Below are 24,981 nucleotides of genomic sequence, written 5' to 3'. Positions count from 1 at the left end.
AGTTTGACCATGAGGACGGTTGCCATGGCTTCGAGCCCCCGTCGTGAGAAGACCCACGAAGAACCCGAGATGCGCCCCGCATCGGGTTTCCCTGCCAAGCAGGGGATGTACAACCCCGCGTTCGAGAAGGACGCCTGCGGCCTGGCGATGGTCGCCACGCTGCGCGGAGAGCCCGGCCATGACATCGTCGAGCTCGCGCTGACGGCGCTGCGCAACCTCGAGCACCGCGGGGCCATCGGCTCCGACGCCGGTACCGGTGACGGTGCCGGCATCCTGACCCAGATGCCCGACGCGTTCCTGCGGGCCGTGGTGGACTTCGAGCTGCCCCCGGTCGGGCAGTACGCCGCCGGCATGGCGTTCCTTCCGCTCGACGAGGCAGCCCGCGCCGACATCAAGGCGGGCGTCGAGCGCATCGCCGAGACCGAGGGTCTGACGGTGCTCGGCTGGCGCGACGTGCCGACCGAGCAGGAGCACCTCGGCAAGCTGGCCTTCGAGGCCCGTCCGCACTTCGAGCAGTTCTTCGTGTCGCGCCCCGCGGTGGGCGACGCCCCCGCGCTCAGCGGGATCGAGCTCGACCGGCGCGTCTACCGCCTGCGCAAGCGGGCCCGTCGCGAGCACGACGCCTACTTCGTGTCGCTGAGCTCGCGCACTCTCGGGTACAAGGGCATGGTCACGACGCTCCAGCTCGAGCCGTTCTACCCCGACCTGCAGGACGAGCGCTTCCAGAGCGAGCTCGCCGTCGTGCACTCGCGCTACTCGACCAACACGTTCCCGTCGTGGCCGCTCGCGCAGCCGTTGCGGATGCTCGCGCACAACGGCGAGATCAACACCGTCGGCGCCAACCGCAACTGGATGCGCGCCCGTCAGTCGCAGCTCGAGTCCGAGCTGATCGGCGACATCCGCCCGCTGCTGCCGATCTGCACCGAGGGCGCGAGCGACTCGGCATCCTTCGACGAGGTGCTCGAACTGCTGACCCTGACGGGACGCAGCCTGCCGCACGCGGTGATGATGATGGTGCCCGAGGCCTACGAGAAGCAGGCCGACATCGCGCCGGACCTTCGCGCGTTCTACGAGTACCACTCGATGCAGATGGAGCCCTGGGACGGCCCCGCCGCCCTCATTTTCACCGACGGCACCCTCGTCGGCGCGACGCTCGACCGCAACGGTCTGCGCCCGGGTCGCTGGACGGAGACCACCGACGGACTCGTCGTCATCGGCAGCGAGACCGGTGTGCTCGACTTCGCCCCGGAGCGCATCAAGCGCCGGGGGCGTCTGCGCCCCGGACGCATGTTCGTGGTCGACACCGCCCAGCGTCGCATCATCGAGGACGACGAGGTCAAGGCTGAGCTGGCCGCACTGCAGCCGTGGCAGGAATGGCTGGATGCCGGTCGCGTGCGCCTGAAGGAGCTGCCCGAGCGCGAGCACATCGTGCACCCGATCGCCTCGATCACCCGCCGTCAGCGCACCTTCGGATACACCGAGGAGGAGGTGCGCATCCTCCTCACGCCCATGGGACAGAACGGCGCCGAGCCGCTCGGCGCCATGGGATCGGACACGCCGATCGCGGTGCTCAGCGAGCGTCCGCGCCTGCTGTTCGACTACTTCGTGCAGCAATTCGCGCAGGTGACCAACCCGCCGCTGGACTCGATCCGTGAAGAGGTCGTGACCTCGCTCGCCCTCGGGCTCGGCCCCGAGCGCAACCTCCTGGAGTGGGGGCCCGAGCACACCCGCACGATCACCCTCGACTTCCCGGTGATCGACAACGACGAACTGGCGAAGCTGCAGAACATCGACAAGGCGCTGCCCGGGCGTCGCTCCGTGACCATCCGCGGTCTGTACCACCTGGAGCACGGCGAGGATGCGCTCGAGCGCCGCCTCGAGGAGATCTCGGCCGAAGTGGATGCCGCGATCGCCGACGGCGCCGAGTTCATCATCCTGAGCGACCGCGACTCCAACAAAGATCTGGTGCCGATCCCGTCGCTGCTCATGCTGTCGGCCGTGCACCACCACCTCATCCGCCAGGAGAACCGGATGAAGGTCGGTCTCGTCGTGGAGGCCGGGGACGTGCGCGAGGTGCACCACGTGGCCACGCTCATCGGCTACGGCGCTTCGGCCGTCAACCCGTACCTGGCGATGGAAACCGTCGAGTACCTCGTTCGGGCCGGGTTCATCACGGGGATCACCCCCGAGAAGGCCGTCAAGAACCTCATCTACGCGCTCGGCAAGGGCGTGCTGAAGATCATGTCGAAGATGGGCATCTCCACGGTGTCGTCGTATGCCGGGTCCCAGGTCTTCGAGGCCGTGGGCCTGTCGGAGGAGTTCGTCCGCAAGTACTTCACGGGTACCGAGACGAAACTCGGCGGCGTCGGGGTGCGCGAGATCGCGGTCGAGAACCAGGCCCGCCACGATTACGCGTATCCCGAGGACGGCGCGGCACGCGCACACGAGCGGCTGTGGACCGGCGGCGAGTACCAGTGGCGCCGCGACGGTGCACCGCACCTGTTCACGCCCGACACGGTCTTCCGCCTGCAGCACTCGACGCGCACGCGGCGCTACGACATCTTCCGGGAGTACACGAAGCTCGTCGACGACCAGGCGGCAGAGCTCAAGACGCTGCGCGGGATGTTCCGACTGAAGACCGGCGTGCGTCCGCCCGTGTCGATCGACGAGGTGGAGCCCGTCTCCTCGATCGTCAAGCGTTTCTCCACGGGTGCGATGAGCTACGGCTCGATTTCGAAGGAAGCGCACGAGACCCTCGCCATCGCGATGAACTCGATCGGGGCGAAGTCGAACACGGGTGAGGGCGGCGAGGATGTCGAGCGCCTCCTCGACCCGCAGCGTCGCAGCGCCATCAAGCAGGTCGCCTCGGGGCGTTTCGGTGTCACGAGCATGTACCTCACGCACGCCGACGACATCCAGATCAAGCTCGCCCAGGGGGCGAAGCCGGGCGAAGGAGGCCAGCTGCCTCCCGGAAAGGTCTACCCGTGGATCGCGCGGACGCGCGGCGGCACCCCCGGCGTCGGCCTCATCTCGCCCCCGCCGCACCACGACATCTACTCGATCGAAGACCTCAAGCAGCTCATCTTCGACGTCAAGCGTGCGAACCCGAAGGCGCGCGTTCACGTCAAGCTCGTGAGCCAGTCGGGCATCGGGGCCGTCGCCGCGGGAACCGCGAAGGCTCTCGCCGACGTCATTCTCGTCTCGGGACACGACGGCGGCACGGGCGCGAGCCCGCTGAACTCGCTGAAGCACGCCGGCACGCCGTGGGAGCTGGGTCTGGCCGAGACGCAGCAGACGCTCATGCTCAACGACATGCGCGACCGTGTCGTCGTTCAGGCTGACGGTCAGCTCAAGACCGGCCGCGACGTCGTGATCGCCGCGCTGCTGGGCGCCGAGGAGTTCGGCTTCGCCACCACCGCGCTCGTGGTCGAGGGCTGCATCATGATGCGCGTCTGCCACCTCGACACCTGCCCGGTCGGTGTGGCGACGCAGAACCCGGTGCTGCGCAGCCGCTTCACCGGCAAGCCGGAGTTCGTCGTCAACTTCATGGAGTTCCTCGCGCAGGAAGTGCGCGAGTACCTCGCCGAGCTGGGCTTCCGCTCGATCGAAGAGGCCGTCGGCCACTCCGAGATGCTCGACATGAACGGCGCGATCGACCACTGGAAGGCCAGCGGACTCGATCTGACGCCGATCCTGGAGGGCCCGGCGTTCGCCCAGGACGTGCCGCGTCGCCACCTGCGCAACCAGGAGCACGAGCTGGATCACCACTTCGATGTACCGCTGATCGAGCGCGCTCAGGACGTCATCGCCCACGGCGGGCACTTCTCCATCGACCTGCCGATCCGCAACACCGAACGTGCCGTGGGCACGATGCTCGGCAACCGGGTCACCCTCGCTCACGGCGAGCACGGCCTGCCGGCGGGCACCATCGAGATCAATCTCACCGGCTCGGCCGGTCAGTCCTTCGGCGCCTTCCTGCCGTCGGGCATCACCCTGCGACTCGAGGGCGACTCGAACGACTACGTCGGCAAGGGATTGTCGGGAGGCGAGATCATCGTCCGCCCGCCCCGCGGGGCAACCTTCGATGCGGCACAGAACGTCATCGCGGGCAACGTGATCGGCTACGGCGCCACGCAGGGCACGCTGTTCCTGCGCGGAGTGGTGGGGGAGCGCTTCCTCGTGCGCAACTCGGGGGCGACCGCCGTCGTCGAGGGTGTCGGCGACCACGCGCTCGAGTACATGACCGGCGGCCTGGCCGTCATCCTCGGACCGACCGGGCGCAACCTCGGAGCCGGCATGTCGGGCGGCACCGCGTACATCTACAAGCTCGACCGCGCTCTCGTGAACCGCGAGGCGCTCGCCAGCGGCGAACTCGAACTGCTGGAGATGGGTTCGGGTGACGTCGAGATCCTGCGCGATCTCCTTCAACGGCACGTGACCGAGACCGACTCGGTGCTCGCAGCCGCTCTCTTGGACGATCTCGAGGCCGAGGCCGCGAATTTCGTCCGTGTCCTGCCGCGCGACTACGCCGCGGTACTGCAGACCCGCCAGGAGGCTGCCGCCGAGGGGCTCGACCCCGACAGCGACGTCGTCTGGACCCGCATCCTGGAGGTGACCGGTGGCTGACCCGAAGGGCTTCCTGAAGACCACCGAGCGCGAGCTCCCGGCGCGCCGGCCGGTTCCCGTGCGCATCATGGACTGGAAAGAGGTCTACGAGCCGGGCGACACCGCCGTCCTGCGTCGTCAGGCCGGCCGCTGCATGGACTGCGGCATCCCGTTCTGTCACAAGGGCTGCCCGCTGGGCAACCTGATCCCGGAGTGGAACGACCTCACCTGGCGCGGCGAAGGTCGCGCGGCGATCGAGCGCCTGCACGCCACGAACAACTTCCCGGAGTTCACGGGACGGCTCTGCCCCGCTCCGTGCGAGAGCTCGTGCGTGCTGGGCATCAACCAGCCGGCGGTGACGATCAAGCAGATCGAGGTCTCGACGATCGACGAGGCCTTCGCCAACGGCTGGGTGGAGCCTGAGCCGCCGGCGCGGCTGACCGGCAAGACCGTCGCGGTCGTCGGCTCCGGTCCGGCCGGACTCGCCGCAGCCCAGCAACTGACACGCGCGGGCCACACCGTCGCGGTGTACGAGCGCGACGACCGCATCGGAGGCCTGCTGCGCTACGGCATCCCCGACTTCAAGATGGAGAAGCGCCACCTCGAGTCGCGCCTGCGTCAGATGCAGGACGAGGGCACGCGGTTCCGCGCGGGCGTCGAGATCGGCAAGGACATCTCGTGGAGCGATCTGCGCGCCCGCTACGACGCGGTCGTCATCGCGACCGGCGCCACCCTGCCCCGAGAGCTCGCCATCCCCGGACGTGACCTCGCCGGTGTGCACTTCGCGATGGAGTACCTCATCGAGTCGAACAAGGCCGTCGCCGGCGACCAGGTGCCGCAGCAGATCCACGCCGAGGGCAAGCACGTCATCGTCATCGGCGGGGGTGACACCGGTGCGGACTGCATCGGGACCGCACACCGCCAGGGTGCGCTGAGCGTCACGAACCTCGCGATCGGCAAGCAGCCGCCGGCCAGCCGGCCCGATCACCAGCCGTGGCCGATGACACCGACCGTCTTCGAAGTCTCGTCGGCACACGAGGAGGGCGGGGAGCGCAGCTTCCTGGCCTCGACGGTGGAGTTCCTGGGCAACGAGGCGGGAGAGGTGCGCGCTCTCCGCGTTGCGGAGACGGAATACCTGCCCGACGGCCGCCGGGTTCCGCGCAGCGGCACCGAGCGCGAGATCCCCGCTGACCTCATCCTCATCGCGATGGGTTTTACCGGCCCCGAACGCGCTGAACTCGAATCGCAGCTCGGTACCGTGTTCACGGGCCGCGGCAACGTCGAGCGCGGCGATGACTACCAGACGACCGCGCCCGGCGTGTTCGTCGCCGGAGACGCCGGTCGTGGACAGTCCCTGATCGTCTGGGCGATCGCGGAGGGTCGCGCCGCGGCGGCAGCCGTCGACGAGTACCTCATGGGACGCACGAGCCTGCCGTCACCGGTGCGCCCGACCGACGTCGCGATCGGCCTTCAGCCCGCGTAGGCTGAAATCACCCCCGAACAACCCATAGAGACCGGAGAGTCTTCAGTGAGACGCGCGAAGATCGTCGCAACCCTGGGTCCGGCCACCGAATCGTATGAGATGATCCGCGCGATCATCGATGCGGGCGTGGACGTCACCCGAATGAACCTGAGCCACGGCTCCTACGCCGAGCACGAAGTCCGCTTCGCGAACGTGCGCAAGGCCGCTGACGACGCGGGTCGCGCCGTCGCCATCCTCGTCGACCTGCAGGGCCCAAAGATCCGCCTCGGCAAGTTCAGCGACGGACCCCACGACCTCGCTGTCGGCGACACGTTCCGCATCACCACGGAGGACGTCGTCGGCACGCGCGACCTCGTCGGCACCACCTTCAAGGGCCTCGCCGGCGACGTGAAGCCCGGTGACTTCCTCCTCATCGACGACGGCAAGGTGCGCGTCCAGGTGGAGAGCGTCGACGGCCCCGTCGTCACGACCAAGGTCATCGTGGCGGGCACCGTCTCCAACAACAAGGGCATCAACCTTCCGGGCGTCGCCGTCAGCGTCCCGGCTCTCTCCGAGAAGGACGAGTCGGACCTGCGCTGGGGCCTTCAGGCCGGCGCCGACCTCATCGCGCTCTCGTTCGTGCGCGATGCGGCCGACATCACCCGCGTACACGAGATCATGGCGGAGGAGGGGCGCAAAGTCCCCGTCATCGCCAAGATCGAGAAGCCCCAGGCCGTCGACAACCTGGAAGAGATCATCGACGCGTTCGACGGCATCATGGTCGCCCGCGGCGACCTCGCGGTCGAGCTGCCGCTCGAAGCCGTGCCGGTCGTGCAGAAGCGTGCCGTCGAGATGTGCCGCCGCATGGCCAAGCCCGTCATCGTCGCGACGCAGATGCTCGAGTCGATGACCCACGCTCCGGTGCCCACGCGCGCCGAGGCCTCGGACGTCGCCAACGCCGTCCTCGACGGCGCGGACGCCGTCATGCTCTCCGGCGAGACGAGCGTCGGCGACTACCCGGTCGTCACCGTGCAGACGATGGCCCGCATCGTCGAGTCGACCGAGGAGCACGGACTCGAGCGGATCCGCCCCTTCAGCGCCAAGCCGCGCACACAGGGCGGCATCCTGACCCTCGCCGCGAACGAGGTCGCCGAGTTCATCGAGGCGAAGTACATCGCCATCTTCACGGAGTCCGGGGACACCGCCCGTCGGATGTCGCGGCTGCGACCCGGCATCCCGATGATGGCCTTCGCCGTCGACCCGGCCATCCGTCGCCGCATGGCGCTCACATGGGGCGTGCAGTCGACGCTCGTGGAGCACGTCGCGCACACCGACATGATGTTCATGCAGGTCGATGAGTTCTTCCTCGGCCAGGGCCTCGCCCAGGAAGGGGACAAGGTCGTCGTGATCTCGGGTTCCCCTCCCGGAATCATCGGCTCGACCAACGACATCCGGGTGCACCGGATCGGCGACGCCGTTCACGGCAAGGCGCCGATCTACCAGTCGGAGAAGTAGGTCGCAGAGACGCCAGAGGGCGGATGCCGGGATTGCCGGCATCCGCCCTCTGGCGATCGTGCCGGTGGTGGGAGTCGTCCCCACGGCCCCTCCACACGCCGCTGCGCGGCGAGCGGAGCCTCCGGCCGCGTGGGCCCACCCACACGCGCGCCCGCCCGCGACACCACCGCAACGCAAGATGCGGCGCCCACAGGCACCGCATCTTCCGTGCCGGTGGTGGGAGTCGAACCCACACGTCCGAAGACAACCGAGTTTGAGTCGGTCGCGTCTGCCATTCCGCCACACCGGCGCACGCGGACGTTCATCAGCGCACGTCCGGGATTGACCATACCGTAGGATTCAAAGGTGACTGAGCAGGAACCGAGCACGACTCCCACGGCATCCTCCCCGCGACGCGTCGTCGTCGCCGAGGACGAATCGCTGATCCGCCTCGACATCGTCGAGATCCTCCGCGACAACGGCTTCGACGTCGTGGGGGAGGCCGGGGACGGGGAGACCGCCGTGCAGCTGGCGACCGAGCTGCGCCCGGACCTCGTCATCATGGACGTGAAGATGCCCGTCCTCGACGGCATCAGCGCCGCCGAGAAGCTCAGCAAGAACCACATCGCCCCCGTCGTGCTGCTGACCGCGTTCAGCCAGAAGGAGCTCGTCGAGCGGGCCAGCGAGGCCGGCGCCCTGGCCTACGTGGTCAAGCCCTTCACCCCCAACGACCTGCTCCCGGCGATCGAGATCGCCCTCGCGCGGTACGAGCAGATCATCACCCTCGAGGCCGAGGTCGCCGACATGGTCGAGCGCTTCGAGACCCGCAAGCTCGTCGACCGCGCCAAGGGCCTGCTCAACGAGAAGATGGGCCTGAGCGAGCCCGAGGCGTTCCGCTGGATCCAGAAGGCCTCGATGGACCGCCGCCTGACGATGCAGGACGTCGCCAAGGCGATCATCGAGCAGCTCTCGCCAAAGAAGGGCTGACCCGCGCCTCGAGGCGCGGACGCGCCGGCTCAGGACGGCGTGCGCTCCCTGATCATGTTCGTGATGCGGATCGTCGAGCAGCGCCGCCCCTGATCGTCGGTCACGACGATCTCGTGGACCGTGAGGCTGCGGCCGAGATGCACAGGGGTGCAGACCCCGGTGACGACGCCGCTCGTGGCCGATCGCGTGTGGGTCGCGTTGATGTCGACGCCGACGGCGAGTCGACCGGGGCCGGCGTGGAGATTGGCCGCCATCGAGCCGAGGGACTCCCCGAGAACGACGTACGCGCCGCCGTGCAGCAGTCCGACAGGTTGGGTGTTGCCCTCGACCGGCATCGTCGCGACGGAGCGCTGGATGCTGAACTCCGTGAACTCGATGCCCATCTTCTCGGCGAGGGCGCCCATTCCGCGCTGACGCGCCCAATCCATGCCGTCGTCGACAGGGGAGTTCTCAGCGGTCATCGTCCACCTTCGGAAGTGATCGGGTTGAAAGTTCCGGTGTCCGCCCCCGCGTCTAGAGTTGCAGGGTGACGGACTCCGCAAAGCCTACTCTCCTCGTCGTGGACGGCCATTCGCTGGCCTACCGCGCCTTCTTCGCCCTTCCGGTGGACAACTTCACGACGCGCGACGGTCAGCACACGAACGGCATCTACGGCTTCCTGTCGATGTTCGTCAACCTCGTCAAGGCGGAGCAGCCGACGCATCTCGCCGTCGCGTTCGACACCTCCCGTCACTCGTTCCGTACCGACGAGTACCCCGAGTACAAGGCGAACCGCTCCGAGTCGCCGGCGGAGTTCAAGGGCCAGATCCCCCTGCTGCAGGAGTGCCTCGCCGCGATGAACGTGACGGTGCTCACGAAGGAGGGCATCGAGGCCGACGACATCCTCGCGACCCTCGCCACGCAGGGTGCGGCCGAAGGCTATGACGTCCTCGTCTGCTCCGGCGACCGTGACACCATCCAACTCGTCACCGACGATGTGACGCTGCTGTACCCCAGCGTGCAGGGCGTGTCGCAGCTCAAGCGCTACACGCCGGATGCCGTCGTCGAGAAGTACGGCCTGCCGCCGGCCAACTACCCCGACATCGCCGCGCTCGTGGGCGAGACCAGCGACAACCTGCCGGGGGTGCCGAAGGTGGGCGAGAAGACGGCCGTCAAGTGGCTCACGCAGTGGGGGAGCCTGGACGCTCTGCTCGAGAACGCCGACAAGATCACGGGTGTCGTGGGGGGCAACCTGCGCGACCACCTCGACGACGTGCGCCGCAACAGGAACCTGAACGCGCTGCTGCGCGATGTCGAGCTGGGCGTCGGACCGGCCGACCTTGCGGTGCAGCCGATCGACGCGCAGGCCGTTCGCGACATCTTTGCTCGACTGGAGTTCCGCACCCTTCTGCCGCGCGTTTTCGAGGCCGTCGGCGCCGACCTCGACGACGGCGCCGACCACGCGGCGAACACGGTCGCAGCGCCCAAGCCCGTCGAGGTCGACGCCGCCGCGCTCGAGCAGTGGATCACGGCTCGCTGCGCGGCATCCGAGTCCGCCGAGGTGGCCCTCACGCTCACGACGGAAGGCGGTCTTCCGGCGCGCCTGGGGCTCGCAACCGGCGACGAGGCGGTCGAGACGACCTGGGCGGCGGACGTCTCCGCGGTGCTCGGGCCGTGGCTGAGCACCGAAGCTCCGAAGGTAATGGCCGACGCGAAGCCGCAGGTGAAGGCCCTCCGACGCGCGGGCGTGCGCCTGCGGGGACTGGTGTTCGACCCGATCCTCGCCGGGTGGCTGCTGCGCCCCAGCTTTCCCGACAAGGGGCTCGGTGACCTCGTCGACCGCTATCTCGACGAGAAGCTGCCCGAGGCCGATCCGACGCAGCTGGTACCCGAGACCGAAGGCGCCACCCCGGGTCAACTGTCGTGGTACGCACTGCGCGTCGCCGACGCCATGCGGGCCCAGATGCCCGCGTCGGTCGCCCGTGTGATGACCGAGATCGAACTGCCCACTCTCGACACCCTGGCCGACATGGAAGTGGCCGGCGTCGCCGTCTCGCACGAGAAGCTCTCGGGGTTCTCTGCGGAGCTGGGCGCGCGCGCCGAGGCCGTTGCCCAGCTCGCCTACGCCGAGATCGGTCGGGAGGTGAACCTGGGTTCGCCCAAGCAGCTGCAGGACGTGCTGTTCGAGCAGCTCGAGCTGCCGAAGACCCGCAAGACGAAGACGGGCTACTCTACGGATGCCGCGGTGCTCGCCGACCTGCAGGAGTCGAATCCGCACCCCTTCCTCGATCTTCTCCTGCAGCATCGCGAGGCGACCAAACTCCGACAGATCATCGAGTCGCTCGATGCGTCGATCGGCAATGATCGCGCCGCCGGCTCCGACGGCCGCATCCATACGACGTACGTGCAGACGGGCAGCCAGACGGGGCGTCTGTCGAGCACCGACCCGAACCTGCAGAACATCCCGATCCGCACGGAGGAGTCTCGGCGCATCCGCGCCGCGTTCGAGGTCGGCGAGGGCTACGAGACCCTGCTGACGGCGGACTACTCGCAGATCGAGATGCGCATCATGGCGCATCTGTCCGGCGACGAGGGTCTCATCGAGGCCTTCAACTCGGGCGAGGACCTGCACCGGTTCGTCGGCGCACGGGTGTTCGGCGTCGAGCCGGCCGACGTGACCCCGGCCATGCGCACGAAGGTCAAGGCGATGAGCTACGGCCTCGTGTACGGCCTCAGCGCGTTCGGTCTGTCAAAGCAGCTGCGCATCGATCAGTCTGAGGCGAAGCTGCTGATGACCGAGTACTTCGCCCGCTTCGGCGCGGTGCGCGACTACCTGCGCTCCTCCGTCGAGCAGGCCCGTATCGACGGCTACACGGAGACGATCTTCGGACGCCGCCGTCCCTTCCCCGATCTCGCGAGCCCCAACCGGGTGCTGCGTGAGAATGCGGAGCGCGCGGCGCTGAACGCCCCGATCCAGGGCAGTGCCGCGGACATCATGAAGATCGCCCTCTTCCGCATCCACGACGAGTTCCGCGCTCAGGGTGTCGCGTCTCGGGTGCTGCTCCAGATCCACGACGAGCTCGTGGTGGAGGTGGCACCGGGGGAGTGGGACACGGTCGAGAAGATCGTCCACGACCGCATGGGTGATGCCGCAGAGCTGTCCGTGCCCCTGGACGTACAGATCGGTCGCGGGGAGAACTGGGACGTCGCCGGCCACTGAGCTCGCCCGAGGAGGATCGCAGGCCGCGGGGGAGCACGGCTGAGATCGCGTGCCGTCCGCCCCGGCATCCGAACCCACGCCAGTGCCGCGTCGGGATTAGGCTCGAAGAATGACTGACTCCCCACGTACCCCCACGCCGATCGACGCGATCGCCGAGGCATGGGTCGACACCTCTGCCGAGCTTTCTCCGGGACTGGCCACCTACATCGGACGCTTCGAGCACAACGGCCGTCTCGACGACCTCTCACCCGCGGGCACGGCGGCGCGCATCGACGCCACGCGTGCCACGCTGTCGGCCTTGCAGGCGGCCGAGCCGGTCGACGACGTGGACGTGGTCACCAAGGCCGACCTCGCCGGCGACCTCGAGCTCTCGCTCGCGCTGCACGAGGCCGGTGCGCACCTGCGCGACCTCAACGTGATCGCCTCGCCCGCGCAGGAGCTGCGCAACGTGTTCGACCTGATGCCCACCGACACGGTCGAGGACTGGTCGGTGATCGCTGCGCGACTGTCGGCCATCCCCGACGCGATCGGCGGGTACATCGAAACACTGCGCGAGGGCATCGCGACGGGCGTCGTTCCCGCCCGCCGTCAGGTCACGGAGGTCGTGGGCCAGATCGCCCGCTATACCGCCGACAACGGCTTCTTCGCGACGTTCGCGGCTGACGCGGCCCCGGCGCAGGGACAGCTCCCCGCCTCTCTCGCGAAGACCCTCTCCGGCCACGCGGGCGCCGCCCGCGTCGCGTACGACGAACTCGCGAACTTCCTGCGCACCGAGCTGGCGCCCGCGGCATCCGAGAACGATGCGGTCGGACGCGAGCTGTACGCGCTGCACTCGCGCGGCTTCCTCGGGGCCGTGATCGACCTCGACGAGACCTACGAGTGGGGTCTCGAGGAGCTCGCCCGCATGGTGGCGGAGCAGGAGTCGATCGCCAACGAGATTCTGCCGGGCGCGACCGTCGAAGAGGCCGTGGCTTTCCTCGAGAATGACGAGGCGCGCAAGCTGCGCGGCACGCGGGCCCTTCAGGAGTGGATGCAGGCCACGAGCGATCGTGCCGTCGAGGAGCTCGGCAAGACGCACTTCGACATCCCGGAGGAGATCCGTCGGCTCGAGTGCATGATCGCGCCGACCAACGAAGGCGGCATCTACTACACCGGACCGACCGACGACTTCTCGCGTCCCGGCCGGATGTGGTGGTCGGTGCCCGAGGGCGTCGACTCCTTCGACACCTGGCGCGAGCTGACCACGGTCTACCACGAGGGCGTTCCCGGCCACCACCTGCAGATCGCCCAGGCGGTCTACAACCGCGCGGAGCTCAACTCGTGGCGGCGTCTGCTTGCCGGCTCCAGCGGACACGCGGAGGGCTGGGCCCTGTACGCCGAGCGCTTGATGGAGCAGCTCGGCTACCTCGACGACCCGGCCGACCGGCTCGGCATGCTGGACGGCCAGCGGATGCGGGCCGCCCGCGTCGTGCTCGACATCGGCGTGCACCTGGGCAAGCCTCGTCCCGACGGCGAGGGCATCTGGGACGCCGACTTCGCCCTTGAGTTCATGCGTCGAAACGTCAACATGTCGGACGAGTTCATCCAGTTCGAGGTCAACCGCTACCTCGGCTGGCCGGGGCAGGCACCGTCCTACAAGGTCGGCCAGCGCATCTGGGAACAGATCCGCGAAGAGACCGCCGATCGCGAGGGCGCCGACTTCGACATCAAGCGCTTCCACATGCGCGCGCTGCGTCTCGGTGGGGTCGGTCTCGATACGCTGCGAATGGCCCTCGCACAGGGCTGAGCACGACCACACCGCGCACGGAATGATCACGGCACAGGGAGGGTTCTCATTCGTATGAATGTAGAACTGGGACTGGACACCTTCGGCGACGTCACCGTGGGCGAGGACGGCGAGCGCCTGAGCGACGCTCAGACGATCCGCGACATCGTGGATCAGGCGGTGCTCGCCGACCAGGTGGGGCTCTCCTTCTTCGGGGTAGGGGAGCACCACCGCCACGAATTCGCGGTGTCCAGTCCGGAACTGGTGCTGGCTGCGGCGGCGGCCCGTACCGAGAGGATCCACCTCGGTACGGCCGTCACCGTCCTCTCCAGTGATGATCCGGTGCGCGCGTACGAACGCTTCGCGACGCTGGACGCGCTGTCGTCGGGTCGCGCCGAGGTGATTCTCGGCCGGGGTTCGTTCATCGAGTCCTTCCCGCTGTTCGGCTATGACCTGGGCGACTACGAGGTGCTCTTCGAGGAGAAGCTCGACCTCTTCTCACAGTTGCTCACCGAGAAGCCCGTGACCTGGGAGGGCACGACCCGGGCGGCGCTGACCAATGCCGACGTGTTCCCGAAGACCGAGAACGGCATTCGCGCGTGGGTCGGCGTCGGTGGCTCCCCGGAGTCCGTCGTGCGCACGGCCCGCTACGGCTACGGGCTCATGTTGGCCATCATCGGCGGCTCGGCCGATCGCTTCCGCCCCTACGTCGACCTCTACCACCGCTCGCTCGCGTCGTTCGGGCACAGCGAGGCGATGCCCGTCGGCATCCACTCGCCCGGTCACATCGCCGACACCGACGCGCAGGCGTGGGAGGAGCTGTACCCGGCGATGGAGGCCAACCGCAACGCCATCGGCGCCGAGCGCGGATGGCCGCCGTACAGCCGGCTGCAGTTCCAACATGACATCGGCCCGGAGGGCGCCGTCTACGCGGGATCGCCGGAGACCGTCGCTCGAAAGATCGCGGCCACAATGAAGACCCTCGGGGCGACGCGCTTCGACCTCAAGTACGCCAACGGCACCCTCTCGCACGCGAAGCTCATGCGCTCGATCGAGCTGTACGGCACGAAGGTCGCGCCGCTGGTGTCGGAGATGCTCTCGACATCCTGAGTAGCATTCAGGCATGACGGATGCCGCTGCCTCTCCCTCTGCGCCGACGCTGACCGGCACCGACGTGGGGGAGCGGCTGGACGCTCTCGCGTTCACCCGCCGGCACCTGCGGGTCTTGACCGGTTCGGGTCTCGGCTGGGCGCTCGACGCGATGGACGTCGGCCTCGTGTCATTCGTGCTGACCGCGTTGATCGCACAGTGGTCGTTGACCGGCGAGCAGGCGTCGTGGATCGCGTCGGCCGGTTTCGTCGGCATGGCGGTGGGCGCGAGCCTGGGCGGCCTCCTGGCGGACCGTTTCGGCCGCCGCTCGGTGTTCGCGGTCACGCTGCTCGTCTACGGTCTGGCGACCGGGGCGAGCGCCCTGGCCGGGGGACTTGCGGCGCTCATCGCGCTGCGCGTCATCGTCGGGCTCGGTCTGGGAGCCGAGCTGCCGGTGGCGAGCACCTACGTCAGCGAGATCGCCCCGGCACGCATGCGCGGGCGACTCATCGTCATCCTCGAGGCGTTCTGGGCCCTGGGATGGACGGCGGCGGCGCTGATCGGCTTCTTCGTGATCCCGGCATCCGCCGACGGATGGCGCTGGGCCTTCGCGCTGGGGGCGATCCCCGCGATCTACGCGCTCATCGTCCGCTGGTCGCTGCCGGAGTCGCCGCGATGGCTCGCGCGACGCGGACGCGACCGCGAGGCCGACGCGGTCACCCGCACGTTCGAGTCGTCGCCGGCGCTGCAGGGAACGCCTCGTCGCCATGCCCCGCTGGGCACCGCGGCCGGCGCACAGCTGGCGGACCGCGGCCTGCGCGCACTGTGGTCGGGCGAGTTCCGCGTGCGCACGGGGGCGCTGTGGATCGTCTGGTTCTGCGTCAACTTCTCGTATTACGGCGCGTTCATCTGGATGCCGACGATCCTCTTCGCGCAGGGGTACGGGCTGGTGAAATCGTTCGGCTTCACCCTGATCATCACGCTCGCACAGTTGCCGGGCTACGCCGTGGCGGCCTGGCTCATCGAGGTATGGGGGCGGCGCGTGACGCTGTCGGTGTTCCTCGCGGGATCGGCGCTGGCCGCGATCGCTTTCGGGACCGCGACGGGCGAAGGCATGATCATCGCCGCGGGGATGGCGCTGTCGTTCTTCAACCTCGGTGCCTGGGGCGCACTGTATGCCGCGACCCCGGAGAACTACCCCACGTCGCTGCGTGCCACCGGAGCCGGATGGGCCGCGGGCGTCGGCCGTATCGCGTCCATCGTCGCGCCGTTGAGCGTGCCGCCCCTGCTCGCCGCCGGTGGCGCGCCGCTGCTTTTCGTCGTGTTCGCCACGTTCTTCGTGCTCGCGGCGACGGCCGCGTGGGCCCTCGCCGACCACCGCGGCGCGGCTCTCGACGACCGCTGAGGCCGCGGCATCCGCGGCATCCGTCCGCATCTGCCGCTTTCGCGCTCCCGACGCGACCAGAGCGGAGCGATGAACCCCGGGTGGGTCGCGGCGTAGGCTGAGCGGATGGCAGAGGTGCGGTTCGTGGCGATCGGGGACTCGTTCACGGAGGGTGTCGGCGATGAGCTGCCCGACGGCCGCGTACGCGGGTGGGCCGATCTGACCGCGCAGGGTTGGGCGGACTCCCGGGGCGAATCCATCCAGTACGCCAACCTTGCGATCCGCGGCAAGCTCATCTGGCCGATCGTCGCGCAGCAGCTCGAACCGGCTCTCGCCCTGAAGCCCACCCACCTGTCCTTCAATGGGGGCGGCAACGACATGCTGCGGCCGCGCACCTCGATCGGCCACATCGCCGACGCGTTCAGCCAGGTACTCCGGCGGTGCGACGAGGAGGGCGTCACGCTCATTCTGCTGTCGGGCGCGAATCCGTCGGCACAGCTGCCCCTGAGCCGGGTCATCCAGCGCCGCGGTGATCTCATGTCGGATGCCGTCGTGCAGCGCGTCGGCGAACGCCCCGATGTCATCCGCGCGCTGAACTGGCCGGATGCCGAGCTGTCGGATCCATCGTTCTGGTCTCAGGATCGCCTGCATATGAACAGTCGTGGTCACCACCGTGTCGCCGCCCGCGTCCTGGAAGCCATCGGGGAGACGGTCCCCGACGGCTGGTGGGCCATGCCGGAGCTGCCGGATGCCGTGCGCCTGGCGGAGCGCGAGTACCTGCGCGAACACCTGGGTCCGTGGGTGCGCCGGCGCCTGACCGGCACCTCGTCGGGCGACGGCCGGGAGCCGAAGTTCGGCGGGACCTGGAGCCTGGTGGAGCCTCACTAGCCGTCGGGAGCCGAGCCTGTCAAGGGCATGGGCGAGCGTCGTGGGTTCCGCCACCATGAGGACGTCCCATCCCCGAACAAGGAGACGCACTCATGAGCATCGGAGCCGGAATCGCACTGTTCGTCATCGGAGCGATCCTCGTGTTCGCCGTCAACGTCGACGTCCCCTACGTGAACCTCGACATGATCGGCTACATCCTGATGGGCGCGGGCGTGCTCATCTTCGTCATCGGACTCGTCCTCATGCTGCGACGTCGCTCCACGCAGCAGGTCACGCGGACCGTCGAGCCCGGTGTGGGCGAGCGGATCACGCAGACCGAGTCCCGCACCTCGGGCGACGGAACGGTCTGAGGCTGTCGGCTGCCACGTCGGCCGCGCGACGATCACTCGGCGCTCGGTCGGCGCGGCGGGTCCATCCCCAGCAGCACCCGCGTCTTGCGCCGCTCGATCACGATGAATGTCCAGCCGAGCGCCCAGAGCGGAACCTGTGCGAGGAACGCCAACCGGAACGCATCGAGTCGGTAGGTCTCCGGCGTGCCGGCGCCCTGTAGGTCGAGGGCGATCCCGATCGCGAAGATCGCGACCAGCGCGGCGAGGAAGCCGCCGACGTTCGTGATTCCCGTCGCGGTGCTCAGACGGTGGGCGGGGTTGTGGGTGCGCGCGTGATCGAAGGCGATCATCGAGGCGGGTCCACCCATCGCCAGCGCCACGGCAAGTCCATAGAGCAGCCACAGCGGGGCGGGCCCGGGCCACGCGATCACCACCGTCCACGCGACGAATTGGGTGCCCACGGCCGGAAGCACCAGCGCCCGCGAGCGCAGGTGGGGAATGCGGCGAGAGATGTCGCCCATGATCGGTCCGAGGGCCATTCCCACCACGACATAGGTCGACAGCACGCCCGCGGCTTGCGCGAGGCTGAGTCCCTCGCCGGCGGTGAGGAACGGCGTTCCCCAGAGCAGCACGAACGCGGTGCCGGCGAACGGCGCCGTGAAGTGCGACCAGAACGCGAGGCGGGTTCCCGGGTGCGCCCAGGCGGCGCGGATGCCGACGCCGGTGTCCATCGACGAACGCACGACCCGGATCGCGCCGGTGTTCGTGTCGACGGAGACGTCCGCTCGCAGCTGGGGCGGGTGGTTGCGGATCACCGCCCACACCAGGATGCCGAACAACACACAGAGTCCGGCGATGCCGCCGAACACGATCTCCCAGCTGGTCGCATGGAGCATCGCCGCGAGCGGGGCCAGCGCCAGGAGCTGTCCGGCTTGGCCGACGAGACCCGTCAGCTGACTCATCAGCGGACCGCGCTGCGCGGGGAACCACACGGCGACCAGACGGAGCACGCCGGGGAAGATCGCGGCGTCCCCGGCACCCAGCAGCATGCGGGCGAAGATCGCGACGCCGACGCTGGGGGAGAAGGCGAGGGTGAGCTGCCCGGCTGCCATCAGCAGCATCCCGATGGTCATGATGGGGCGGGCGCCGTAGCGGTCGAGGAAGAGCCCGATCGGAATCTGCATGCCGCCGTAGACGGCCAGCTGGACGACGGCGAACATCGACAGCGTCGCGGCATCCGCTCCGAAGCGCTGGGCGGTATCGACCCCCACGGCCGAGAGCGAGCTGCGATTGATCACCGCGAGCATGTAGGCAGCGACACCGACTCCCCAGATGATCCATGCCCGGTAGTCCGGTCCGGCTGACGCAGGAGAGGGGCGGGTCGTAGTCACCCCTCCACGCTACTCGTGCGTTCGCACGTGTTCGGACCCGGATGCCGTGCGGCGAAGGAGCCCGTGATCGACCAGGTAACGCCGAAGCACGGCGACGTCGCCGTTCGGCGCGTCTGGCTCTAGCTGCTCGTTGACGTCGCGCTCGCTCAGGACAGTGTCGGGGGAGAAGGCGCGCCCGGCGACGTGCCGCAGGACCGCGAGGCGATCAGCGGCCTGTGCGGGGTAGCGATCGATGCGGCCGTCGCTGTCGAGGAAGCGCTCAGGACCGCGCGGGCGCGGCGGCGCGGCCAGCAGGGCGGTCAGCGGCGCCGCGTCGAAGCGGATCCGGTCGCCGTCCACGGAGACGACACCCAGCGCCTGCAATCGCTGTAGAGCGCGCGCACGCCGCCGCGCGGTGAGGGGAGCGGATGCCGTCTCGCCCAGCACCGCGCGGACGTCGTCATCGCGCAGCGCGGCGATGATCGCCCGCCACGCCTCGGGGGAGTCGGTCACGCTTTCAGGGTCGCGACGCGACCGATCTGACCTCGAACCGGACGTCTCACGAAGTTGCGAGATCTTTGCGGCGCGGAAGCGAGCGAGCATCCCCGAGATCGTCCATGACGTCATGGTAGGCCACTGAACAGCGAGCTCGCCGTCACCGCCAAGATCGCGCGCGAGAGGCTCTTTCCCCTCGTGCGGCTGGAGCGGGGGAAGACCCATTCCCGTGACTGGATAACGGGGCTATCGACCCGGGGTGTATTGCGGCAGACGTCGGAGTACGAGGAGCAGGCCGACGAAACCGATGATGTTCGCGGCGATGACCACGGTGATCGCGAGCGTGATGCTGGAGCTGTAGGCAGCGCCGAGCGTGGCGCCGGCGATGAGGAGCGAGCAGCCGCGGACGAAGGCGAGCCACCCGAACGCGATCGCCCGTGATGCACTGGAGACGAGTTCGGTGACGACGGCCTTGACCGTGGAATCGAGGACACCGTTGACGAGACCCCAGACGGCGACGCCGATCCAGATGAGGAGCGTGCTGCCCCCGAAGGCGATCGCTGCGATCCCGGCGGTGACGGGAACCGCGAGGAGCACGAGGGGCCCGTATCGGTCATGGAGGTGTCCGACGAGGAGTCCGCTGAGCCCATCGGTGGCCATGGCCACAGCGAACACGACGGGCACGAGCGCGTCGCTGAGCAGCCCGTGGGTTTGGGCATGGAACGCGAGCAGGGGGAACGGGGCGACTCCGAGCGACAGCACCGCGACGGCGGCGATGTACTGCCAGAACCGTGCGGGGAGGCGCCGTGTCGAGGCCCCGGTCGTCGCCTCCTCGGCGTCGCCGTCGCCGAACTTTCTCGCGTCGTCGGGCCCCTCGTAGACGATCGGGTCAGGGACCCGGTGGCGTAGCCAGAAGAGGAGCGCGAGGACGAGGATCCCGGGCACGATGAGCACGCCGAACGCGAGCCGGTAGTCCCCTCCGTTCCACACGAGAACGGCTGCCAGCAGGAGCGGTCCGAGCATCGCGCCAGTCTGGTCCAGCGCCTGGTGCACCCCGAACGCGCTGCCGCGGCCGGTCTTCGCGGACGCATGCGAGAGGAGTGTGTCTTTGGCGGGGGAGCGGACCGCCTTGCCGAGTCGTTCCGTCCCGTACAGGAGGAGCGCGGGCGCCAGGATGCCGGTGGCGCCGATGAGGGGCACGCTGAGAACCGTGAGCGCGTAGCCGAGGATCGTCCAGCTCCAGTAGTGCCGGGTGCGGGTCACGGCGTACCCGGTGACCACCCGGAGCCCGTATCCGATGAACTCGCCGGCGCCGGCGACGATGCCGACGACGGTCGCAGAGGCGCCGAGAGCGGCGAGATAAGGGCCGATGATGCTGCGTGCGCCCTCGTAGACCATGTCGGCGAGCAGACTCACGATTCCGAACACGAGCACGAAGTGCCACGGGCGCAGGAGCCGTGTGACGCCGCGCGCCGGGGCTGGGTGCTGCTCAGTCATGTGGGCCCCTCAAGGGTCGGATGTTCGTTCAGAATCTAACGGCCGTTAGATAATACACATGACGATGCGAGCGAGTACGGCATCATGGGTGGGATGAGCGATCGAGAGCCGTCGTGGCTGCTGCTGGTGTATCGGATCCCGAGCGAGCCGACGCGTCTCCGCTCCGGAGTCTGGCGTCGCCTGAAGGCGCTGGGGGCGATCTACGTGCAGAACTCGGTCGCTGCCCTTCCCGTCGACGCGGCCGGGGAGCGCGCACTGCGAACACTTCGCGCCGAGATCGCCGGGATGGAGGGCGGATCCGCGCAGCTGTTGACCGCGGACCCGCTGGCCGGGGGAGCGGACCTGGTCGCGATGTACAACGCAGCCCGAGACGACGAGTACGGCGAGATCGTCGACCGGTGTGCGGGCTTTCTCCGCGAGATCGAGGACGAGACGGCGAAGAGCCACTTCACGTACGGGGAGCTTGAGGAGAACGACGAAGACCTCACCAAGCTTCGAGGCTGGTTCGAGAAGGTGCGGGCACGCGACCGGCTCGAAGCCAGCGGTCGAGCCGCCGCAGAGCGGGCGCTCGTGCAATGCGACACCGCTCTCGCGGTGTTCGCTGACGCCGTCTACGCCGCGGACACGACGGACGCCTGATTCGCGGTCATACATCCAGCCTGCCAGCCATGCGGATACGCGCCGTACGAGAGCGGGTCCATGCCGGTCCTCTGCATGGCTCCGTGCGCCGTCGCACGCCATCGGGGAGGGTGTATCTGCAAATCCTGCCAATACACCCGCTACTTTCTGACATAATGCGCATTATCGGCAAAGGCTCTACAGGCGCGACGCCGGTCGGGCGGCATCACTGCTCATCCGGCGCGAACGGGCGTATTCCGCACCGCCGAGCGACAGAACGGGCCCGATGACGCGTGCGGCGCGTCTTGGATCGCACGACCGAGCTGTCAGCGCTAACCTGAGAACATCTCCACTCACAGGAGATTTTAGAGAGGGCTTCGCCATGACTGCTGAACCTACCCTCGAGAAGACGGCGACCAACGGCATCCGGACCGCTCTCGGTCTGGGCGGCGCGCTGTCCGTCATCCTCGGCATCGTCATTCTCGTCTGGCCAGGAAAGACCGCGATGGTCGTGACCGCGATCATCGCGATCTACGCCATCGTCGCCGGACTCGTGTACGCGGGAATGGGAATCTTCGCAACCGGAAAGGGCGGGTGGTCGCGCGTCGGTCACGTGCTCCTCGGCGTGCTCTACGTCGTCGCCGGTATCGTCGCGTTCTCCAACCTCGGCCTGGCCGCACTCGCGCTGGCCGTCTTCCTCGGCATCCTCGTCGGCATCATGTGGGTCATCGAGGGCGTCGTGGCGCTCTCGACGCTCGATCTGGCGCCCTCCCGGGGATGGACGATCTTCTACGCGATCATCTCGATCATCGCCGGTGTCACGCTGCTCTTCTCGCCGCTGTGGGGCGCCGTCGTGCTGTGGTGGCTCATCGGAATCTCCGCGGTCGTCATGGGCATCATCCAGATCGGACGCGCCTTCTCGTTCGGCAAGTGATACGACACGAAGCGCCCCGCTCGCCGTGAGGCAGCGGGGCGCTTCGTCGTGGCGGATGCCGTGACTCAGTCGGCCGGGAGGTGACGCGACCACCAGTCGAGGACCGCGTCGAATCTCTCCACGCGATGGCGAGGGCGTCCCGAGCGCGTCAGTTCGTGGTTCTCCCCCGGGAAGATGAGCATCTCGGCATCCGTCCCCTGCCGCTTCAGCGCCGCGTAATAACGCGTCGCCTGCTCGAGGGGGCAGCGGAAGTCCAGCTCGGAGTGCAGGACGAGAGTCGGCGTGCGCACGTCGTGCACGACGGCCATCGGGCTTTGCCGTGCCATGTCCTCCGCATCGGTGCCGACGTATTCGTCTCCGAAGAACGATCCGATATCGCTGGTGCCCTGGAAACTCACCGGGTCGAGGAAGCCGCGCTCGACGATGGCGCCGGCGAACCGGTGGTCGTGTGCGATGGTCCACGCGGTGAGATAGCCGCCGTACGACCCGCCCTGGATGCCGACGCGCGCGCCGTCCAGACGAGCATCGCCGGCGACGACACCGTCGAGGAAATCGAGGACGTCCGTCATGTCGACGGTGCCCATGGCGCCGCGAATGCTCCGACCGTGCGCCCGACCGTATCCGGCGCTCCCCCGCGGGTTGCAGTAGACGACGGCGTAGCCGGCATCGACGAGAACCTGCGTCTCATCGAACAGATGTATGCCGTACGACGCATACGGCCCGCCGTGGATCTGCAAGATCACCGGGAAGGGGCCCTCCCCCGCTGGGACGGCGACCCACCCGTGAACGGGATAGCCGTCACGGGCGACGATCTCCCGTTCCTCGGGCCGCACGATGGCCCGGGCCGCGGCGGCCGCACCGAACGTCGTCAGCGGGCCGGACCCGAGCAGTGACACCTCGCCGAGGCTGAACGGCGTCGCGTGGGAGAAGACGATCCGCTCCCCCGCCGCCGCGTGACCGACGACCTCGACATCGCCGTCGACCAGCACCGAGACGTCCCCGGCACGCGTCACGCGCAGGAGCTCGACGCGGCCACGCGTGCGGTTCTGGACGAGGAAGTCTTCTCCGAACGGGGTGATGTGGGAGCCCACCTCTCCGAGGTCGACGGCGTCGGGGTCGGTGAGCGCGCGCGGCGAGGGTGCAGACAGCGGTCCCTCGAGGACGTAGAGCGCGACGTCCGGAGCGATGAAATCGATGCCGGACTCCGGTCGTGATGCCAGGATGGCGATCGTGCCGTCGTCGGCGACGCCCACGTCGTCGACGGAGTAGCCCGGATCGCGAGAGAGCACCTCGATCGCGCCCGAGCCGTCGACGGCCACGGCGACCAGCGGCGTCCGCAGATCGCGACGATCGTCCTCGATCTCGTCGACGACCGTCAGCAGATGAGCGCCATCGGCCGTGAACACGACGCCGTGATGCGAAGCGGCGCCCGAGGTCAGCGCGGTCGCCTGTGCCCCGACTCGCCGCTCCTTACCCGCCTCGCCCGCAGCCGTCGGCGCGGGCGCATAGAACGGCTCCGCACCGGTGTCGGGGGCATCGATGATGAAGAGATGCGACGGACGGTCGGCGAGGTAGCCAAGACCGTTGGCATGCCAGCGCACACCCGTGATGCGGCGCGGCGATTCCGCCTCTGCCGAGCGGCCCTCGACGGTGCCGTAGCGCCCCTGCTCGGGGACCCGCGCCGTGAACGCGATGCGTCCTGCGTCGGGCGACCACGCGAAGGAGCTCACGCCACCGCGGGCCTCGGTCGTCTGCACCGGCTCGCCACCGGATGCCGGAATCACGAAGATCTGCGGGATTCCGTCGGCACCGGCGCGCACGAAAGCGACGTGCTGGCCGTCGGGCGAGACCTGCGGCGACGAGTCCGACACTCCGCGCGTGAGGCGCCGCGGTGCGCCGTCCGGCAGGTCGATCCGCCAGATCTGACCCACGTTGCGGTCGGCATCGAGGTCGGGACGCGAAGTGGCGAAGACGGTGAAGGATCCGTCCGGGGCGAGGCTGGGGCGCCCGACGCTGACGAGGGAGGCGATATCTGCGGCGCGCATGCTCACTCTCCGCCGAACGAGCTCACGTCTCCGACGAGACGCGTGTTGTCGGCCGGAACCGGTTCGACGGCCGCGAGGGCGACCTCCGCGGCGAACTCCGACACGTTGTACAGCTTGCCGGCCGACTCGCGGCGATCGGCGATCGCGCCGGGGTTGGCGCGCTCGAGCAGCGTCGCCGTGATCGTGCCCTCGATCATGTCACCGGAAACGACCACGAAGTCGATGCCCTGCGCCGCCAGGGCGGGGATCCGCTCGCGCAGCGCGTCTTCACCGGCACGCTTGGACAACGCGACCGGCTCGTACTCGGGCATCGTCGGTGTCGTGCGGATGAAGTGGGCCTGGTGGCTCGTGACGAAGACCACCCGAGAGCCGTCGTGCAGCAGGGGCAGCGCCGCGTCGAGGACCCCCAGCTGGGCGTCGCGGTTGAGGACGAGCGCATAGTCGGCACCCATCCCGCTCTCCATGCCGCCGGACGCGTTGAGGACGAGCAGATCGAGAGTCCCGAACGTCTCCTTGACGGCTTCCATCATCGCCGCGACCGAACCGGCATCGGTCAGATCGGCGCCGACGACCAGCACCTCGACGCCGAGTTCCCGCAGCTCGGCAGCGAGCTTCTCGGCCCGCGGCGCCTTGTTGCGGAAGTTGATGACGACGTTCGCGCCACCCTCGGCGAGGTAGCGAGCCGTGTCGGCACCGATGCCGCGCGAAGATCCGGTGACGAGGGCCGTCCGTCCGGCGAGCGAGCCGGCGGGGATGGGCTGGGACATGATTGCTCCTGCAAGAAGACGGATGCCGGGCGGATGTCGCCGCAGCCTTCTCG

Annotated in this window: 18 protein-coding genes and 1 tRNA gene; 12 read left to right on the top strand and 7 right to left on the bottom strand. The window is 68.7% G+C overall.

Features of this window, described 5'->3' with window-relative positions; translation table 11 throughout:
• The first annotated feature begins 24 nt into the window (after positions 1-24).
• Genes gltB through pyk form a run of 3 tightly spaced genes read left to right on the top strand, consistent with a single transcriptional unit; the run spans position 25 to position 7,582 of the window.
• Positions 25-4,626 carry a glutamate synthase large subunit gene (gene gltB, locus JOE53_RS05200; protein ID WP_373876953.1) on the top strand — a complete coding sequence of 1,534 codons (4,602 nt, stop codon included), beginning with the start codon at positions 25-27 and terminating at the stop codon, positions 4,624-4,626.
• A complete protein-coding gene (locus JOE53_RS05195; protein ID WP_204946977.1) occupies positions 4,619-6,088 on the top strand; it encodes a glutamate synthase subunit beta in 1,470 nt (489 codons plus the stop codon). Before gltB ends, JOE53_RS05195 begins: the two co-directional genes overlap by 8 nt.
• 45 nt (positions 6,089-6,133) lie before the next feature.
• Positions 6,134-7,582 carry a pyruvate kinase gene (gene pyk, locus JOE53_RS05190; RefSeq protein ID WP_112931578.1) on the top strand — a complete coding sequence of 483 codons (1,449 nt, stop codon included), beginning with the start codon at positions 6,134-6,136 and terminating at the stop codon, positions 7,580-7,582.
• A gap of 208 nt (positions 7,583-7,790) precedes the next feature.
• On the opposite strand, the gene JOE53_RS05185 is transcribed toward pyk, so the two are convergent.
• A tRNA-Leu gene (locus JOE53_RS05185) sits at positions 7,791-7,871 on the bottom strand.
• Between the two features lie 56 nt (positions 7,872-7,927).
• On the opposite strand from JOE53_RS05185, the gene JOE53_RS05180 reads away from it, so the two are divergent.
• On the top strand, positions 7,928-8,548 hold the full coding sequence (locus tag JOE53_RS05180) for an ANTAR domain-containing response regulator (RefSeq protein ID WP_036315320.1): 621 nt from the start codon (positions 7,928-7,930) through the stop codon (positions 8,546-8,548).
• Between the two features lie 29 nt (positions 8,549-8,577).
• On the opposite strand, the gene JOE53_RS05175 is transcribed toward JOE53_RS05180, so the two are convergent.
• Positions 8,578-9,009 carry a hotdog fold thioesterase gene (locus JOE53_RS05175; protein ID WP_036315323.1) on the bottom strand — a complete coding sequence of 144 codons (432 nt, stop codon included), beginning with the start codon at positions 9,007-9,009 and terminating at the stop codon, positions 8,578-8,580.
• A gap of 65 nt (positions 9,010-9,074) precedes the next feature.
• Here JOE53_RS05175 and polA point away from each other — a divergent pair, with 65 nt between their 5' ends.
• The 6 genes from polA to JOE53_RS05145 all read left to right on the top strand — a co-directional run bounded on the left by polA (position 9,075) and on the right by JOE53_RS05145 (position 17,223).
• Positions 9,075-11,747: a DNA polymerase I gene (polA, locus tag JOE53_RS05170; RefSeq protein ID WP_204946976.1), complete on the top strand. Its 2,673-nt coding sequence runs from the start codon at positions 9,075-9,077 to the stop codon at positions 11,745-11,747.
• 109 nt (positions 11,748-11,856) lie between these two features.
• Entirely contained in the window at positions 11,857-13,533 is a 1,677-nt protein-coding gene (locus JOE53_RS05165) for a DUF885 domain-containing protein (RefSeq protein ID WP_204946975.1), read from the top strand.
• A 54-nt stretch (positions 13,534-13,587) separates the two neighbouring features.
• Positions 13,588-14,622 (top strand): LLM class flavin-dependent oxidoreductase, encoded by a 1,035-nt coding sequence (locus tag JOE53_RS05160; RefSeq protein WP_204946974.1) that lies wholly within the window; start codon positions 13,588-13,590, stop codon positions 14,620-14,622.
• 13 nt (positions 14,623-14,635) lie between these two features.
• Complete coding sequence (locus JOE53_RS05155; RefSeq protein WP_204946973.1) at positions 14,636-16,006, top strand: MFS transporter; 1,371 nt, start codon at positions 14,636-14,638, stop codon at positions 16,004-16,006.
• A gap of 105 nt (positions 16,007-16,111) precedes the next feature.
• A complete protein-coding gene (locus JOE53_RS05150) occupies positions 16,112-16,873 on the top strand; it encodes an SGNH/GDSL hydrolase family protein (RefSeq protein ID WP_204946972.1) in 762 nt (253 codons plus the stop codon).
• Positions 16,874-16,965: 92 nt separating this feature from the next.
• A complete protein-coding gene (locus tag JOE53_RS05145) occupies positions 16,966-17,223 on the top strand; it encodes a DUF6458 family protein (RefSeq protein WP_036291267.1) in 258 nt (85 codons plus the stop codon).
• 32 nt (positions 17,224-17,255) lie between these two features.
• Here JOE53_RS05145 and JOE53_RS05140 read toward each other — a convergent pair whose 3' ends face one another.
• The 3 genes from JOE53_RS05140 to JOE53_RS05130 all read right to left on the bottom strand — a co-directional run bounded on the left by JOE53_RS05140 (position 17,256) and on the right by JOE53_RS05130 (position 20,564).
• Positions 17,256-18,509, bottom strand: a complete 1,254-nt coding sequence (locus JOE53_RS05140; protein ID WP_233449784.1) for an MFS transporter — start codon at positions 18,507-18,509, stop codon at positions 17,256-17,258.
• 93 nt (positions 18,510-18,602) lie between these two features.
• Complete coding sequence (locus JOE53_RS14670; protein WP_271171046.1) at positions 18,603-19,085, bottom strand: DUF2087 domain-containing protein; 483 nt, start codon at positions 19,083-19,085, stop codon at positions 18,603-18,605.
• Between the two features lie 228 nt (positions 19,086-19,313).
• Entirely contained in the window at positions 19,314-20,564 is a 1,251-nt protein-coding gene (locus JOE53_RS05130) for an MFS transporter (protein WP_204946971.1), read from the bottom strand.
• Between the two features lie 93 nt (positions 20,565-20,657).
• On the opposite strand from JOE53_RS05130, the gene JOE53_RS05125 reads away from it, so the two are divergent.
• Both JOE53_RS05125 and JOE53_RS05120 read left to right on the top strand, forming a co-directional pair.
• Positions 20,658-21,203 (top strand): Chromate resistance protein ChrB, encoded by a 546-nt coding sequence (locus tag JOE53_RS05125; RefSeq protein ID WP_197461967.1) that lies wholly within the window; start codon positions 20,658-20,660, stop codon positions 21,201-21,203.
• Between the two features lie 361 nt (positions 21,204-21,564).
• Positions 21,565-22,116 (top strand): HdeD family acid-resistance protein, encoded by a 552-nt coding sequence (locus tag JOE53_RS05120; protein WP_204946970.1) that lies wholly within the window; start codon positions 21,565-21,567, stop codon positions 22,114-22,116.
• 65 nt (positions 22,117-22,181) lie between these two features.
• On the opposite strand, the gene JOE53_RS05115 is transcribed toward JOE53_RS05120, so the two are convergent.
• Both JOE53_RS05115 and JOE53_RS05110 read right to left on the bottom strand, forming a co-directional pair.
• On the bottom strand, positions 22,182-24,161 hold the full coding sequence (locus tag JOE53_RS05115; RefSeq protein WP_204946969.1) for a S9 family peptidase: 1,980 nt from the start codon (positions 24,159-24,161) through the stop codon (positions 22,182-22,184).
• 2 nt (positions 24,162-24,163) lie between these two features.
• Positions 24,164-24,928 carry an SDR family oxidoreductase gene (locus JOE53_RS05110; protein ID WP_061683425.1) on the bottom strand — a complete coding sequence of 255 codons (765 nt, stop codon included), beginning with the start codon at positions 24,926-24,928 and terminating at the stop codon, positions 24,164-24,166.
• Between the last annotated feature and the right edge of the window lie 53 nt (positions 24,929-24,981).

Source organism: Microbacterium laevaniformans (genome assembly GCF_016907555.1).
GTDB classification, from domain to species: domain Bacteria; phylum Actinomycetota; class Actinomycetes; order Actinomycetales; family Microbacteriaceae; genus Microbacterium; species Microbacterium laevaniformans.
Note: the sequence above shows the minus strand (reverse complement) of the source record. Positions and strands in the feature narration are given on the sequence as shown.

Coding starts and splice junctions, on each gene's coding strand:
- gltB (WP_373876953.1), top strand. CDS start 25: ATGGCTTCGAGCCCCCGTCGTGAGAAGACCCACGAAGAACCCGAGATG.
- JOE53_RS05175 (WP_036315323.1), bottom strand. CDS start 9,009: ATGACCGCTGAGAACTCCCCTGTCGACGACGGCATGGATTGGGCGCGT.
- JOE53_RS05165 (WP_204946975.1), top strand. CDS start 11,857: ATGACTGACTCCCCACGTACCCCCACGCCGATCGACGCGATCGCCGAG.
- JOE53_RS05160 (WP_204946974.1), top strand. CDS start 13,588: ATGAATGTAGAACTGGGACTGGACACCTTCGGCGACGTCACCGTGGGC.
- JOE53_RS05155 (WP_204946973.1), top strand. CDS start 14,636: ATGACGGATGCCGCTGCCTCTCCCTCTGCGCCGACGCTGACCGGCACC.
- JOE53_RS05150 (WP_204946972.1), top strand. CDS start 16,112: ATGGCAGAGGTGCGGTTCGTGGCGATCGGGGACTCGTTCACGGAGGGT.
- JOE53_RS05145 (WP_036291267.1), top strand. CDS start 16,966: ATGAGCATCGGAGCCGGAATCGCACTGTTCGTCATCGGAGCGATCCTC.
- JOE53_RS05140 (WP_233449784.1), bottom strand. CDS start 18,509: ATGCTCGCGGTGATCAATCGCAGCTCGCTCTCGGCCGTGGGGGTCGAT.
- JOE53_RS05130 (WP_204946971.1), bottom strand. CDS start 20,564: ATGACTGAGCAGCACCCAGCCCCGGCGCGCGGCGTCACACGGCTCCTG.
- JOE53_RS05125 (WP_197461967.1), top strand. CDS start 20,658: ATGAGCGATCGAGAGCCGTCGTGGCTGCTGCTGGTGTATCGGATCCCG.
- JOE53_RS05120 (WP_204946970.1), top strand. CDS start 21,565: ATGACTGCTGAACCTACCCTCGAGAAGACGGCGACCAACGGCATCCGG.
- JOE53_RS05115 (WP_204946969.1), bottom strand. CDS start 24,161: ATGCGCGCCGCAGATATCGCCTCCCTCGTCAGCGTCGGGCGCCCCAGC.
- JOE53_RS05110 (WP_061683425.1), bottom strand. CDS start 24,928: ATGTCCCAGCCCATCCCCGCCGGCTCGCTCGCCGGACGGACGGCCCTC.